The sequence below is a fragment of the Proteiniclasticum sediminis genome (assembly GCF_018128025.1).
Taxonomy (GTDB): Bacteria; Bacillota; Clostridia; order Clostridiales; family Clostridiaceae; genus Proteiniclasticum; species Proteiniclasticum sediminis.
Map to the genome: position 1 here is coordinate 200771 of NZ_JAGSCS010000001.1, position 14841 is coordinate 215611.

The 14841-nt window shown below is 54.3% G+C and carries 16 protein-coding genes; all 16 read left to right on the forward strand.

Annotation, left to right across the window (positions count from 1 at the left end; all coding sequences use genetic code 11):
• The first annotated feature begins 39 nt into the window (after positions 1–39).
• The 16 genes from KCG48_RS00915 to floA all read left to right on the forward strand — a co-directional run bounded on the left by KCG48_RS00915 (position 40) and on the right by floA (position 14838).
• Positions 40–897 (forward strand): PHP domain-containing protein, encoded by an 858-nt coding sequence (locus KCG48_RS00915; RefSeq protein ID WP_211799405.1) that lies wholly within the window; start codon positions 40–42, stop codon positions 895–897.
• 11 nt (positions 898–908) lie between these two features.
• On the forward strand, positions 909–2102 hold the full coding sequence (locus KCG48_RS00920; protein WP_211799406.1) for a pyridoxal phosphate-dependent aminotransferase: 1194 nt from the start codon (positions 909–911) through the stop codon (positions 2100–2102).
• Positions 2103–2113: 11 nt separating this feature from the next.
• Entirely contained in the window at positions 2114–2569 is a 456-nt protein-coding gene (locus tag KCG48_RS00925; RefSeq protein ID WP_211799407.1) for a PTS sugar transporter subunit IIA, read from the forward strand.
• Positions 2570–2641: 72 nt separating this feature from the next.
• Positions 2642–2902, forward strand: a complete 261-nt coding sequence (locus KCG48_RS00930; RefSeq protein ID WP_211799408.1) for an HPr family phosphocarrier protein — start codon at positions 2642–2644, stop codon at positions 2900–2902.
• A gap of 170 nt (positions 2903–3072) precedes the next feature.
• The gene (locus tag KCG48_RS00935; RefSeq protein ID WP_211799409.1) at positions 3073–3987 is read left to right on the forward strand and encodes an MBL fold metallo-hydrolase; all 915 of its coding nucleotides are present in this window, start codon (positions 3073–3075) and stop codon (positions 3985–3987) included.
• Positions 3988–3990: 3 nt separating this feature from the next.
• Positions 3991–5421: an adenylosuccinate lyase gene (gene purB / locus KCG48_RS00940; protein ID WP_211799410.1), complete on the forward strand. Its 1431-nt coding sequence runs from the start codon at positions 3991–3993 to the stop codon at positions 5419–5421.
• A 61-nt stretch (positions 5422–5482) separates the two neighbouring features.
• Positions 5483–5947, forward strand: a complete 465-nt coding sequence (locus tag KCG48_RS00945) for a COG2426 family protein (RefSeq protein ID WP_211799411.1) — start codon at positions 5483–5485, stop codon at positions 5945–5947.
• Positions 5948–6032: 85 nt separating this feature from the next.
• Positions 6033–6794, forward strand: coding sequence for a hypothetical protein (locus KCG48_RS00950; protein ID WP_211799412.1), 762 nt, complete (start codon positions 6033–6035; stop codon positions 6792–6794).
• Positions 6795–6987: 193 nt separating this feature from the next.
• Positions 6988–7449, forward strand: coding sequence for a MarR family winged helix-turn-helix transcriptional regulator (locus tag KCG48_RS00955; RefSeq protein ID WP_211799413.1), 462 nt, complete (start codon positions 6988–6990; stop codon positions 7447–7449).
• A 34-nt stretch (positions 7450–7483) separates the two neighbouring features.
• Positions 7484–8470: a ring-cleaving dioxygenase gene (locus KCG48_RS00960; RefSeq protein WP_211799414.1), complete on the forward strand. Its 987-nt coding sequence runs from the start codon at positions 7484–7486 to the stop codon at positions 8468–8470.
• Positions 8467–9066: an alpha/beta hydrolase gene (locus tag KCG48_RS00965; protein ID WP_211799415.1), complete on the forward strand. Its 600-nt coding sequence runs from the start codon at positions 8467–8469 to the stop codon at positions 9064–9066. The genes KCG48_RS00960 and KCG48_RS00965 overlap by 4 nt, the downstream gene beginning before the upstream one ends.
• Positions 9067–9351: 285 nt before the next feature.
• The gene (eda, locus tag KCG48_RS00970; protein WP_211799416.1) at positions 9352–9996 is read left to right on the forward strand and encodes a bifunctional 4-hydroxy-2-oxoglutarate aldolase/2-dehydro-3-deoxy-phosphogluconate aldolase; all 645 of its coding nucleotides are present in this window, start codon (positions 9352–9354) and stop codon (positions 9994–9996) included.
• Between the two features lie 82 nt (positions 9997–10078).
• A complete protein-coding gene (locus tag KCG48_RS00975; RefSeq protein WP_456239169.1) occupies positions 10079–11143 on the forward strand; it encodes a sugar kinase in 1065 nt (354 codons plus the stop codon).
• A 196-nt stretch (positions 11144–11339) separates the two neighbouring features.
• Positions 11340–12380 carry an alpha/beta fold hydrolase gene (locus KCG48_RS00980; RefSeq protein WP_230976932.1) on the forward strand — a complete coding sequence of 347 codons (1041 nt, stop codon included), beginning with the start codon at positions 11340–11342 and terminating at the stop codon, positions 12378–12380.
• Between the two features lie 166 nt (positions 12381–12546).
• Positions 12547–13845 (forward strand): NfeD family protein, encoded by a 1299-nt coding sequence (locus KCG48_RS00985; RefSeq protein WP_211799419.1) that lies wholly within the window; start codon positions 12547–12549, stop codon positions 13843–13845.
• Positions 13846–14838, forward strand: coding sequence for a flotillin-like protein FloA (gene floA, locus KCG48_RS00990; protein ID WP_211799420.1), 993 nt, complete (start codon positions 13846–13848; stop codon positions 14836–14838).
• Positions 14839–14841: the final 3 nt, after the last annotated feature.

Genomic DNA, 14841 nt, shown 5'->3' on the forward strand with positions numbered 1-14841 from the left:
TATGTTAAATTTAGTATAGAGAGAGATAGAGGTGATGGGATGCTCAACGATCTGCACATTCATACGACTTACTCTGATGGAGCATTTACCCCTGACGAAATCATCGCCATGGCTCGGGAGCGGAAAATCCGCTGGATCTCCATCACAGACCACGACACGCTGGGCGCCTACGGCAATTTTCAGGACCAGTTTGAGGATATTGACATCATTCCCGGCATCGAGGTTTCCACGTACTACAAAGGGCATGAAATCCACATTCTGTCCTATTTTCACGCCACGGATGATCCAGCCCTGCTGGCTCTTCTGGACCGGTCCAAAACCGACCGGGTGGACCGATACCACAAAATCCTGAAAAACCTTTCCGATCTGGGGATCTTGCTGCCGGATACGGCGCAGCCCAAGGATTCCTATGGAAGGGCACATATCGCGAAACTCCTCATTGCCCATGGCTATGTGAAGAACATCCGGGAAGCCTTTGAGCTCTACCTGGATGTGGACAAGGTGGCCTATGAGAAGCGCTACAAAATCGATACTCGCCTGGCGCTGAAAACCCTCCGCGCTGCCGGAGGAATTCCGATCCTGGCCCATCCGGGGGAGAAACTCAACAATCTTCATTTTGAACGCCTGGTTCTGGAGCTGAAAGCCTACGGACTCCTGGGCATTGAAGTGTATCATCCCTCCCATACCAAAGAGATGACCAACCGCTTTTATGCCCTGGCCCGCAAAAACCACCTGCTCATCACCGGCGGCAGCGATTTCCATGGTCAGCTGGACCGGACGATCTCCGGCGCCAATGATAAACTGGGCCGCTATGGTCTCAATGATCATCTGATGGCTCAACTGCAAAAAGCTCACCTGAATCTGACCAAACAAGCCCAACGAAGATCAGAACGATAGAGGAGGAACTCATGCACTATTCTTTGAAAACCAGAAAGCTCGCACCCTCAATCACCCTGGCCATCACTGCCAAGGCCCGGGAACTGAAGGCCGAAGGAAAACAGGTCATCGGCTTTGGCGCTGGTGAACCGGACTTCGACACGCCGAAGAACATCGTGGATGCCTGCAAAAAGGCCCTGGAGGAAGGGAAGACCAAATATCTCCCCGCCACGGGAATCAATGAGCTGAAGGATGCCGTCATCGCCAAGTTTAAGCGGGACAACGATCTCTCCTACACCCGGGACCAGATCGTCATTTCCACGGGAGGCAAGCAGTGTCTCCACAATGTGCTCACGGCCATGCTGGATCCCGGCGACGAGGTCCTCATCGCCAAACCCTATTGGGTGAGCTATCCGGATCTGGTCACCATCGCCGGCGGAACTCCGGTCATCGTGGACACTCAGGAAGAGGATGACTACAAGTTCACCCGGGAGAATCTGGAGAAAAGTGTCTCTCCCCGAACCAAAGTCATCATCGTGAACAGTCCCAATAACCCCACAGGAACCATCTACTCCCTGGAGGAGCTCCGCATGATCGCGGATTTCTGCAAAGAAAAGGATCTTCTCATCATCTCCGATGAGATCTATGAGCCGCTGATTTACGGGGAGGAGAAACATCACTCCATCGCTACCCTAAGCGAAGATGCCTATAACCGTACGGTGGTCATCAATGCCCTCTCCAAAGCCTATGCCATGACCGGCTGGCGGCTGGGCTACTCCGCCGCTCCCAAAGAGCTGGCGAAGATCATGGGAAACATCCAAAGCCACACCACCTCCAACAGCACCTCCTTCGTCCAGTATGCCGCCCTGGAAGCCTTAAATGGCGATCAGAGCTTCATCCCGGTGATGAACGAGGAGTTTAGAAAACGACGGGACTACATGGTGAGCCGTGCCGATGCCATTCCTGGTCTCGACTATATCTACCCCAAGGGCGCCTTTTATCTCATGCTGGATATCCGCAACTTCATCGGAAAACGGTATAAAGGCCAGCCCATCACCAGCTCGCTGGATTTTGCCGATAAACTGCTCAGCGATTATCTCGTGGCGGTGGTTCCCGGTTCAGGATTCGGTCTGGAAGGCTTCGTCCGTCTTTCCTATGCCATCAGGCAGGAAGCCATTGGACAGGGCTTTGACCGGATTCAGGAGTTTCTTGCATCATTATCCTAGGAGGTAGGGATATGAGCCAAAAATGTGCATTGTACATGCCTGTGGCCGGAGAAGTCATCCCCATGGATGAGGCCAATGATTATCTCGCCGATGATCTGGTGGGGGGAACAGGCGTCTGCATCATCCCCGACGGCGATATCTTTTTTGCCCCGGTTTCCGGGCAGGTGGTGCTGGTTTCCGAGAATCTCAACAGCGTGGCCATCAGCACCCCGGATCATCTGACCATCCTGATCCATGCGGGACTGGATACGGCAAAGCTCCAGGGAAGGGGTTTCGCCTCCTATGTGAAAGTGGGGGATAAGGTCACTGTGGGGGATAAACTCCTCTTCATGGATCGCGACTTTGTTGGACTTTCCGCCAAGGTCACCTCGCCGCTCATCATCACCACCCCCGACAAGATTCGGGATTTATCCATCAACTACAAGGCAAACAGCGCCTTTGTGAAGTTCATGGAAATCTCACTGTAGCCCTTGTTGTATTCGACGCAAAACATGTTATAATTAGGTTGTTTAGAAAATAGTAACAAACGAGGTGATTAAATGGTTTCAAAGGAAGTTGCAGTCAAGAACCCTACAGGTCTGCATGCCAGACCGGCCACGCTTTTAGTAAAGAAGGCTTCTTCATTCAAGTCTGACGTCAGCGTTGAATATAACGGCAAAAAAGCCAACGTCAAGAGTCTCATCGGTGTTCTGTCCCTGGGCGTAACCAAGGGTGCAAACATCACCGTCATCGCCAATGGCGAAGATGAAGATGTGGCCTGTGAAGAAGTGGCAAAGCTCATCGAGAATCTGGAAGAGTAATTTTCCATTCTCCCAAAAAGAAGAAGAACCCGCTAGGATTGAGTCATCAATCCTAGCTTTCTTTTTCGTCGGGAAAAACACGCACATTCTCGGAAAATTCTTGGTGAATATTTGGGATTCTAGTGTATACTAGTACTGTCAGAAACATAAACCCACAAAGGAGAAATTCCATGGAAAGCCGACTCATCCAAGGAAATACCTATGTTCTCGATCTGGGAATCCTGGATTTGCCTTACTATAAAATCAACGAAACCGATATTATCCTGCTGGATACGGGCTATATGAAGGACCACCGGGAAAAACTCGCGGAGTTCTTCACGGCTAACCGCCTCCAGGTCAAGGGAATTCTCTGTTCCCACGCCCACATCGACCACGTGGGCAATGCCCAGTTTTTCAAGGAAAAATATGGCGCCCTCGTCGCCATGGCCCAGGAAGAGGCGAACATTGTCCATTCCACCCTGGGGCTGAAAATCTTCTACAGCACCTATCCGCTGTCCAAGGTGGAAGAGCATTACGGCCATATGGTGGTCCAGACGGACCTCCCCATCTCGTCCCAGGAGACCTCCGTTACCCTTTGCGGGGTGACCTTCGAGCTTCTCCACACCCCCGGGCATAGCATTGGCCACATGGTGATCACCACCCCGGACAAGGTTTCCTATCTGGGGGACGCCCTCATCAGCGAGGACGTCATGGCCAGCGCGAAAATGCCCTATGCCTACCTTCTCAAGGAGGATCTGGCCAGCAAAGTCTCCCTCTATGCCTTAAAATCCGACTGGTATGTCCTGGCCCATAAGGGCGTATATCCGGACATCCGGGATCTCATCACGGACAACATCTACTTTTACCGCCAGCGGGCAGAGGAAGTGCTTCGCCTGGTGACGGAGAAAATGACCCAGGAAGACATTCTGAAAGCTGCAGCCAAAACCATGGGGTTTCGGGTGGGCAGCATCAACAAATACCTGGTGGTGGAGCGGATGCTCCGCAGCTATCTCGATTACCTGGTGGAAACCGGAAAACTCATCCTCACCCTGGATGCCGGTTTCCTGAAATACATCAACCCCAACGAAAGAAATATGGAGGACTAAACCATGAGAGACCGTTACGAATCCCCCTTAAACCGCCGCTACTCCTCACCGGAGATGAGCTACATCTTTTCCGATCTGAAGAAGTTCAAAACCTGGCGTGAGCTGTGGATCGCCCTGGCCAAAGCCGAGAGGGAACTGGGTCTGCCCATCACCCAGGAGCAGATCGATGATCTCATCCGCTTCAAGGACGACATCAACTTCGCCGAGGCGGAAGCCCGGGAGAAACTGGTGCGCCATGATGTCATGAGCCACGTCCATGCCTACGGCCTCCAAGCGGAGTCCGCCAAGGGCATCATCCACCTGGGCGCCACCAGCTGCTATGTGGGGGACAACACGGACCTCATCATCATGCGGGAGGGGCTCCTCCTCATCCGGACAAAACTGGTGGAAGTGCTGAAAAACCTCAAAGCCTTTGCCCTGAAGTATAAAGATCTGCCCACCCTGGGGTATACCCACTACCAGCCTGCCCAAACCACCACCGTGGGAAAACGCGCCACCTTGTGGATGCAGGACCTGACCCTGGATCTGGAGCGGCTGAACCACCTCATCGAAAATCTTCGGTTCCGAGGCGTCAAAGGCACCACGGGAACCCAAGCCAGCTTCATGATGCTCTTTGATCAGGATGAGGAGAAGGTGAAGGAACTGGACCGCCTGGTTACCGCCCATTTCGGCTTCCCCAGCTCCTTCGGCGTCACGGGGCAGACCTATCCCCGAAAGATCGACAGCCAGGTGCTGAACATGCTCAGCGAAATCGCCCAGAGCGCCTACAAGTTCAGCAATGATCTGCGTCTTCTCCAAAGCATGAAGGAGATCGAGGAACCCTTCGAGAAAAACCAGATCGGCTCCTCCGCCATGGCCTACAAGCGCAACCCCATGCGCAGCGAACGCATGGGTGCCCTGGCGCGCTACATCATCGTGGATGCCCTGAATCCGGCCATCACCGCCTCCACCCAGTGGTTTGAACGAACCCTGGATGACTCCGCCAACAAGCGCATCGCCGTGGCGGAAGCCTTCCTGGCCCTGGATGGAGTCCTCAACCTCTACATCAACGTCTCCGAGGGGATGGTGGTCTATGAGAAGATGATCGCCGCCCATCTGCGCAGCGAGCTGCCCTTCATGGCTACGGAAAACATCATCATGGAAGGCGTGAAGCGGGGAGGAGACCGTCAGGAGCTCCATGAGCTCATTCGGGAGCACTCCATGGAAGCCTCCCGCCAGGTGAAGATGGAAGGCCTCCCCAACGATCTTCTCCAGCGGATTGCGGATGATTCCCGATTCGGCCTGACCCACGAAGAACTGGAAACGGTCCTGGATCCTTCAAAGTTCGTGGGACGCGCCCCCGGGCAGGTGGAAGAGTTCATCGCCCTGGAAGTGGATCCGATTTTGGAAGCCTACGGCAGCAGCGACTGGAAAAAATCCGAAATTACGGTATAATGGAAGGAAAACGCCCTTTGCCGGCCCCTAAGGCCGGCATGAGGCTTCTAAAGGAGTTACCATGAGCCCAATATTGCAAGTGTTTTTTCTCTCCATGATTCCGCTCATTGAGCAAAGAGGGGCCATTCCCCTGGGCTTTGTTCACCAGCTGAGCCCCCTGACCATTTTTCTCGTGTCTTTGGCAGGAAGCATGATTCCTTCACCTTTTATTCTGCTCCTTTTCAATAAGATCTATGCCTTCCTGAAGACCAAGCCGGTCTTCAAGCGGCTGGTGGATCTCATCGACAGCAAGATCGCCAAAAACCGCGATTCCCTGGAAAAGCGAAAAGAACTGGGCCTGATCCTCTTTGTGGGAATTCCGTTGCCGACGACGGGCATCTGGACAGGCAGCGCCATCGCCGCATTCCTGGGACTGGACTTCAAGAAGAGTCTTCTGTGCAACTTCATCGGCGGCATTATCTCTGCCGTGGCCATTACGGTGATCTGTCTTCTCATCCCGGGATTCTTCGTGGCAAAAACCCTGTAAACCCATTCCAGGCAAAAACATTTCCAAAAATTCATAATCTCTTTATACGTTTGTTATATAATCCTTCTGAGAGAGGATGACGTGTATGCGAATTAAGACCACTGCCCTGATTCTGCTTCTGGTTCTGCTGATGACCTCCGGATGCATGAAAAAAGAAGACCAGACCGCCGTACAGACGGCACCCATTTTAAGCTTTTCCACAGATAAGGCCGAGAATATCAAGTTTGTCCGGACCAAGAATTATGATGGTCTGGCCCTGAAGGAGTACACCGATACCACCTACAGTTATGAGGTGACCCCTGACGGAAAACTCATGACGGTCTATCTGCGCAATGCTCCTTCCGCCATCACCACGGTGGTGGCCAAGAAAGAGGAAATTCTGCTGAAAGCCGAGGATGCCTTAAAACGGCTGGATTTTGACCTCGAAGAGTTTGAAACCAAAGTCAGCTTCGACGAAACCCGAAAACAGTACAAAAGCACATCCCGCCAGAAAAAAGGGGAGTTCTTCACTGGAAACAACGTGTACATCCAGTACACCGCTGACGGCACACTGGTCAGCATTTCCATGAAGTACGAGAATCCTTCGGTGCTGGACACTGTCGACAAGATCACCCTAGACAAAGCCAAAGAAATCGTCATGAATTATTTCGCCACCAATACCCTGACCCAAAAGTACGCGCCGCTTCTCACCAAGGAGCTCATCCGCCATGAGGTGGACGTGTACAACAACAAGAAGGTCTATAATCTCTACTTTACCCTGCAGTCCGATGATTTCGGGATCTTCGACTTCACCTATGTGGTGAGTACGGAAACCGGCATCATCCTCTACCGTAAAGAACTGCGCTAAGAGATGGAAAAGCTCATCTGAGAGCCCTGGCTCCCCAAGCGGGAAGCCGGGGCTCTCTTTTGACGTTGCGCTGGATTTCCCCGTGCAAGCAAATTCAAAAACATGTCCGCAAAATGAAGTTTGTAAAATTAAATTTGACCATTGACATTTTATCAGTTTAGTTATAAACTCATATCAAGGAGTTGATCGAAGGATGAACACAGAAACCCGCGAAAGCATTATTCTCTGGTTTAAAATTGCCGGGATCCACAACCGGAACATCCTGGAATCCAACCGGATTCTTCGGGAGTACGACATCACCGTGGCGCAGTTTGATGTGCTGGCCCAGCTGGGCAAAGCGCAGGAAATGACCCAGAATACCTTGTCCGAAAAACTGCTGGCCACCAAAGGCAACATCAGCCAGCTCCTCCGCTCCATGGAAGAGAAGGGCCTGGTCTGCCGAAGGCAGGAATGGAAAACAAAATTTGTCACCTTAACCCCCCAGGGCGCTGCCCTCCACGATAAAGTGGTCCCCCTCATGGAAAGTTTTCAGAAGGAAACCTTCCAGGGACTCAGCCCAGAGGAACGAAAAACCCTCCTCCGGCTCCTCCGCAAAGTTGAACCGATGAAGGCCCATGAGGGGGAATCCCCCCGGGAAGAGGCCGCACAAGAATAAATCCCCAAAATACACAAGAAAGAAGGAATAGATCATGCAATTTAAAGGAATCCACCACGTCTCCGCCATTACCAGCTCCGCTGGAAAGAATTACGACTTCTATACGAAAGTGCTGGGCATGCGTCTGGTGAAAAAGAGCGTCAATCAGGACGATATTTCGGTTTACCACCTCTACTACGGCGACTACAAAGGAAGCCCGGGAACAGCCCTGACCTTCTTTGAATTCCCCGATACCCGACCCAATGTGGAAGGGGTCTCCAGCATCTCCCTCATCTCCCTACGCGTACAAAACGATGCGGCCCTCCATCACTTCCAGAAGCGCTTCGAAGACTTCGGCGTATGGCAGGAACCCATCCGGGAACGGGCCGGCCGAAAAACCCTCTACTTTAAAGATCCGGAAGGGCAGAGGCTCATGCTGGTCTCCGATGAGACCAATGTGGGGGTCGCTGCCGGAAAGCCCTGGGACAAGTCTCCCGTGGAGGCGAAGTTCCAGATCCTGGGCCTGGGCCCTGTGCGCCTCACGGTGAAGGATCCCGAAAATACCATCCTGACCCTCACCCGGCTCATGAACTTCCGGGAGACGGGCTCCTACGAGGCAGAAATGCCCGGTCAGCCCCCCATTCAGGTCTTCAGCACCGGCGAGGGCGGCAGCGGCGCAGAAATCCATCTGGAAACCCGCAGCGATCTGCCCTTTGAACGGCAGGGCTATGGCGGCGTCCACCATGTTGCCTTCCGCGTCGAGGATGAGACCGAGCTTCGCCAGTGGATCGACACCGTCAACCAGGTGGGCTTCCGAAACTCCGGCTTTGTGGAGCGATTCTACTTCAAATCCCTTTACTTCCGTGAGCCCAACGGCATTCTCTTCGAGCTGGCCACCGACGGTCCGGGCTTTGATACGGATGAAGAACTGGAATACCTGGGCGAAAGCCTCTCCCTGCCGCCTTTCCTGGAGAATCGGCGGGCCTATATCGAAAAGCAGCTTCGCCCCCTGAACACGAAGCTGGCGAGGGTGAGAACATGAAACATCTTTTTGAGGCCGGCAAGCCCGGTCACCGCACCCTGGTGCTCTTTCACGGCACCGGAGGAAAAGAACGGGACCTGATCCCCGTGGCGAAGCTCCTCGACGGGGAGGCTTCCATCCTGGCCCTTCGGGGCGAGGTCAGTGAAAACGGCATGCTGCGGTTTTTCAGAAGGCTCGCTGAAGGCGTCTTCGATGAGGCGGATGTCATGGCCCGGGCCCAGGACATCAAAGCCTTCCTGGAGGAAGCCGTAGCCTCTTATGGCTTGGATCCTTCCCAGCTGACGGCCGTGGGGTATTCCAACGGCGCCAACATGGCCGCGGCCATGACACTCCTTCACGGCCCCGTCTTTGCGGAAGCGGTGCTCTTTGCCCCCATGGTCCCCCTGAAGGATACCCCGGAAATCCCCCTGAAGGGGATGCCCATTTTCCTCGGCGCAGGAACCAATGATCCCATCGTGGTTCCGGAAAACACACGAGCTTTGGAAGAGCTTCTTCGTCGCCGAGGGGCTGCCGTCAAGACTTACTGGCACGGGGAAGGGCATCGCCTGACCCGAGAGGAAGTCCTGGCCGCCCAATCTTTCCTCCAAACCCCCTAAGACAGCGAACACCTCGGAGACGATTCTCCGGGGTGTTTTAATGCTGGTTTTGTCGGGGGTTCTTTCTGTTGTATAATTGATTCATACAACTTGAAAATTTGAAATCATATGCACACCAAAATCAATTTCCATTTCCAAAACGGCTCATTTTGCAAGATAAGCCCAATATCCAGCCGAAAAGGCGAAAGGATTCCATGGGTTCCTAATGACAGGGGAACACAAAAGTGATAAACTAGATACGGTAAATGTTGTATTTTAAGAAAATATATCATAAGGGAGAATCAAATGATGACGACGATTGAAAAAATCAGAAAGTGTGGAATTGTTCCCGTCATTGCACTGGACAAAGCCGAAGATGCTGTTCCCCTGGCGAAAGCCTTAGTGGCCGGAGGAATCACTGTGGCTGAAGTCACCTTCAGAACCAGCGCAGCGGAGGAATCCATTGCCCGAATCGCCAAAGAAGTTCCAGAAATGCTCGTGGGCGCAGGAACGGTACTCACCATTGAACAGGCCGAGAAAGCTGTCGCTGCAGGAGCTCAGTTTATCGTATCCCCAGGTTCCGATGTGGATGTCATCCGCAAAGCCAAGGAACTGGGTGTGGTCATGCTTCCCGGCGTGGTTACCCCGACGGAAATCATTATCGGACTGAAAGAAGGACTGGAAATCTTCAAGTTCTTCCCCGCAGGCAACTATGGCGGATTGAAGACCATCAAGGCTCTGGCCGGACCCTTCGGACAGATCACCTTCATCCCCACCGGCGGCATCGGAACAGCCAACATGACTGAATACCTGGAGTTCAACAAGATCGAAGCCGTAGGCGGCAGCTGGATGTGCCCCAAGGAACTGGTCAATGCCGGTGCTTGGGAAGAGATTACCCGTCTGTCCAAAGAAGCTACGGACATCTTCAAGAAGGTTCGACCCAACGCATAATTTAATCCCTTAACAAAAGAAAATAGAACGAGAAATCGGAGGAATGAATATGGATCTTAAATTAAGACCGAAATCAGAATGTATGTATGACGAACTGTCCCTGGGCGAGGTAATGCTCAGACTGGATCCGGGCGAGGGAAGAATCCGCACAGCCCGCGAATTCCGCGCATCCGAAGGCGGCGGCGAGTACAATGTGGCTCGCGGCCTGGCCAAGTGCTTCGGCCTGAAGACTGCCGTGGTCACCGCCCTGGCCAAGAATGATGTGGGTTACCTGGTGGAAGAGCTCATCGACGCCGGCAAGGTGGACTCCCAGTTCATCGTCTGGAAGGATTTTGACGGCATCGGCCGATCCGTGCGCAATGGTCTTAACTTCACCGAACGCGGATTTGGCGTCCGTGGAGCCCTGGGCGTATCTGACCGGGCAAACACCGCAGCCAGCCAGCTGAAAGTGGGCGATGTGGATTGGGAATACCTCTTCGGAACCCTGGGTGTTCGTTGGCTCCATACCGGCGGTATCTTTGCAGCGCTGTCCGAAACCACTGCTGAAGTGGTCATCGAAGCCCTGAAGGTCGCCAAGAAGTACGGCACCATCGTTTCCTACGACCTGAACTACCGTCCCTCCCTCTGGAGCAATATCGGCGGACAGGCCAAGGCCCAGGAAGTCAATAAGGAAATCGCCAAGTATGTGGACGTCATGATCGGCAACGAAGAAGACTTCACCGCATGCCTCGGCTTTGAAATCGAAGGCAATGACGAAAACCTGAAGGAACTGGACATCGAAGGCTACAAGCGTATGCTGGACAATGTGGCAAAGGTATACCCCAACTTCAAGGCCATCGGCAACACCCTGCGTGAAGTCAAGTCGGCCACCGTCAATGACTGGGCTGCCATGGTCTGGGCTGGCGGAGAGATCTACAAGTCCCGCGACTACAAGGGCCTGGAGATCATGGACCGCGTAGGCGGAGGCGATAGCTTTGCTTCCGGACTCATCTACGGACTCATGGAAACCCAGGATCCCCAGAAGGCCGTGGAATATGGCGCAGCTCACGGAGCCCTGGCCATGACCACGCCTGGAGACACCTCCATGGCTCGCAAGGCTGAAGTGGAAAAGCTCATGGGCGGCGGAAGCGCTCGCGTACAGAGATAAGAATTTTTTAACGGACCGCAAGGGAAAATTTCCCTTGCGGTCTTTGTCTTGTGGGGAATGCGCCATTTCCCAGCAGCGGGAAAGCCGATGTCACAAACTCTTAACAGGAGAAGGTTTGAAAATGTGGAGTCGGACCGATATAATAAAAGGTGAAGAGGTTTTCATCTTTAAAATATTTGGGAAAGAAGGGATAGTATTGATACCCAGACTGGAACCGAAGGAAATCAAAACCCGCCGGCTCACCGTATCGTACCTGGAAAAAGGGGAGGAGCATGACAAGCTTCTGGTCCTCATTCACGGGAACACTTCCTCCAATGTTTTCTATCTGGACACCATTGAACGGCTCAGCGCCGAATTCCATGTCCTGGCACCGGATCTTCGGGGCTATGGCTTCACCGAACGCCTCCCCATCGACGCCACCCAGGGACTTCGCGGCTGGAGCGAAGATCTCCACGCCTTTTTTGAGGCTTTATCCCTGACGAAAAAGCCCCATCTTCTGGGCTGGTCCATGGGGGGAGGCGTCATCGTCCAGTACGCCTTGGATCACGCGGACAATGTGGCCTCTCTCATCCTGGTCAATCCATTGCCGCCCTATGGCTACAGCGGCACCCGGGAAGACGGCACCCCCAACAATCCAAGCTACAGCGGCACCGGCGGAGGTACCGTCAATGTAAACTTCGTCAAAGCCCTGGCGGAGAAGGATATTTCCGCTGAAAATCCCTTCTCCGTACCCAATGTGCTGAAAAACTACTTTGCTCCGGGCTTCGTTCTGGAACAGGAATGGATCGATCTTTTTGTGGACAGCATGACCCGCATGGGCATCGGCGAAGACTACTATCCCGGAGATTTTCTGCCCTGTGCGGAATGGCCCCATATGGCTCCCGGCACCCGGGGCATTGGCAACGCCATGTCCCGCAAGTATGTTGATCTTTCCGGCATCGTGAATCTTCCGGAGAAACCACCGCTCCTCTGGATCCGCGGGGCAAAGGACGCCATCGTCTCCGACACCTGTCTTCTGGACATCGGCTACCTGGGCAAACTGGGTTACGTTCCCGGATGGCCCGGCGACGAGGTTTATCCGCCCCATGCCATGATCGCCCAGTCTCGCAGAGTCTTTGAGGAATACCGCAGAAACGGCGGGGTATCCGAAGAGTACGTCTTCGAAAATGCTGGCCATGGCCCCATGGTGGAGGCTCCCCAGGAGTTCTGCGATGTGGTGAGCTCCTTTATCCGATAATGCTCTTTTGGAGGAAGAATCTTGGTTCTTCCTCTTTTTTCGCTTAACACTATCTGAATTATCGAAAAATTATTGTGGAACGCGATATGGGCAGGTGCTATGATGAGGATACAGAGGAGTTCTCCCGTTTGTGACGGGAAAGTTTCTCCGGAAAGGATGATGAATCATGACCCGTGTTTGGAAACTGATGGCGACGCTCCTCCTCGCTTCTTCCTTTGCCCTGACGCCAGTGATGGCGCTGGACGTCTGGGAAGTGCGCTTCAGCGGAGAAGTCTCGCCCAGCCAGTCCCTCTGGCTGAAGGAAGCCTACGCTTCGGCAGAGAAAGCCGGCGCAGAAGCCGTGTACCTGGTCTTGGATACTTTAGGCGGACGAGTGGATTCAGCTCTGGAGATGGCGGACACCATCTCCTCCATGGACACCATTGTCCTCGTCAACGGGCGGGCCATCTCCGCCGGTGCCCTCCTGGCCTTAAGCGGCAGTGAGATGTACATGACGGAAGGTTCCACCCTGGGCGGGGCTGAACCCCAGCTGGGCGGGGTGCGGGCCGATGAAAAAACCGTGTCGGTGTGGGCCGCGGCCTTAGCAGCCCAGGCAGAGAAAAACGGCCGGGATCCCCAGATCGCCCGGGCCATGGCCGATGAGTCCATCGCCATTCCCGGCGTTGTGGAAGCCGGAAAGCTCCTGACCCTCACGGCGGACGAAGCGGACAAGCTGGGCATGACCGACGGGGTCTACCGAAGCATGATCCACTTTGAACAAGCGAAGGGCTTCACCGTCATCGGCAGCAGCGGGAAAACCACCCTGAACCGGGTGACGGATTTTCTCACCTCCTCCGGCGTCAGTACCATTCTCCTCATGTTGGGCCTGGCGGGACTCCTCATTGAGTTCTTTACCCCTGGATTTGGCATCCCGGGCATTCTGGGACTTCTGTGTCTGGGGCTCTACTTTGGGGGAGGAATCCTCGCCGGCGTCACCGGGTGGGAAGCGGTCCTTCTCTTTCTCCTGGGGCTGGTGCTACTTCTCATTGAAATTTTCCTCATTCCGGGCTTTGGCATCACGGGGATCACGGGACTGGCCGCCATGTTTGGCAGCATCTTCCTGTCCACCCCCGATCCCGCCACCGCCGTCAAGTCCCTGGTCATCGCCATGATTGGCTCCATTGTGCTCCTCGTCATCGTTTTCCGGTTCACCCCAGGACGCCGAGTCTTCACACGGCTGATCCTGCAGCACCGGGGAACCACCGAAAACGGCTATATCGCCGTGACCCCGGATCTGGAACGCCACGTGGGCAAAATCGGCGTGGCGAAAACCACCCTACGACCCTCGGGCACCATGACCGTGGAAGGGGAGGATATTGATGTGATCAGCGCCGGAGAGTTCATCCCAGCGGGGACCCCCATTCAAGTGACCAAAGTCGAAGGTATGCGCGTATTTGTGAAGATCATCGAAAAGGAGTTGGAGTAAATGCCTGAACAGTTTTATTCATCCCTCATTATCTTTGTCATCGTCGTCGTTCTTTTTGTCATGCTCTTCACCATTATTCCGGTGAGCCTTTGGATCAGTGCCCTGGCTGCCGGCGTAAAAGTGGGGTTCTTTAACCTCATCGGCATGCGTCTTCGCCGGGTCGTGCCCAGCAAAATCGTCAATCCCTGGATTAAAGGCGATAAGGCCGGACTGAAGCTGGACGGGAACACCCTGGAAGCCCATTATCTCGCTGGCGGCAATGTGGACCGCGTGGTCAATGCCCTCATCGCTGCCGAACGAGCCCAGATTCCCCTGGAGTTTGAGCGGGCGGCGGCCATTGATCTGGCCGGTCGCGATGTGCTGGAAGCCGTGAAGATGTCCGTTAACCCCATCGTCATTGAAACCCCCTTCATCAGTGCCGTGGCCAAGAACGGCATTGAAGTGAAGGTCAAAGCGAAAGTCACGGTCCGGGCCAACATCGACCGCCTGGTGGGCGGTGCCGGCCAGGAAACCATCATCGCCCGTGTGGGCGAAGGCATTGTCACCACTGTGGGTTCCTCGGAAGACCACAAGCTGGTTCTGGAAAACCCCGACTCCATTTCCTCCACGGTGCTGAAAAAGGGACTGGACTCCGGGACGGCCTTTGAGATCCTCTCCATCGACATCGCCGATGTCGATGTGGGCCGCAATATCGGCGCCAAGCTCCAGGAAGACCAGGCCCAGGCGGACAAGAAGATCGCCCAGGCCAAGGCAGAAGAGCGCCGGGCCATGGCTGTGGCCCAGGAGCAGGAAATGAAGGCCGAAGTCCAGGCCATGCGCGCCCGTGTGGTGGAAGCCGAAGCGGAAATCCCCCGGGCCCTGGCTCAAGCCTTCCGCGATGGTCATCTGGGTGCTTTCGACTACTACAATCTGAAGAACATCCAGGCGGATACCCAAATGCGCGATGCCATTTCCCAGTCGGGAAAACCCGCCACCGCCCAAAAGGATGAGTAAGAA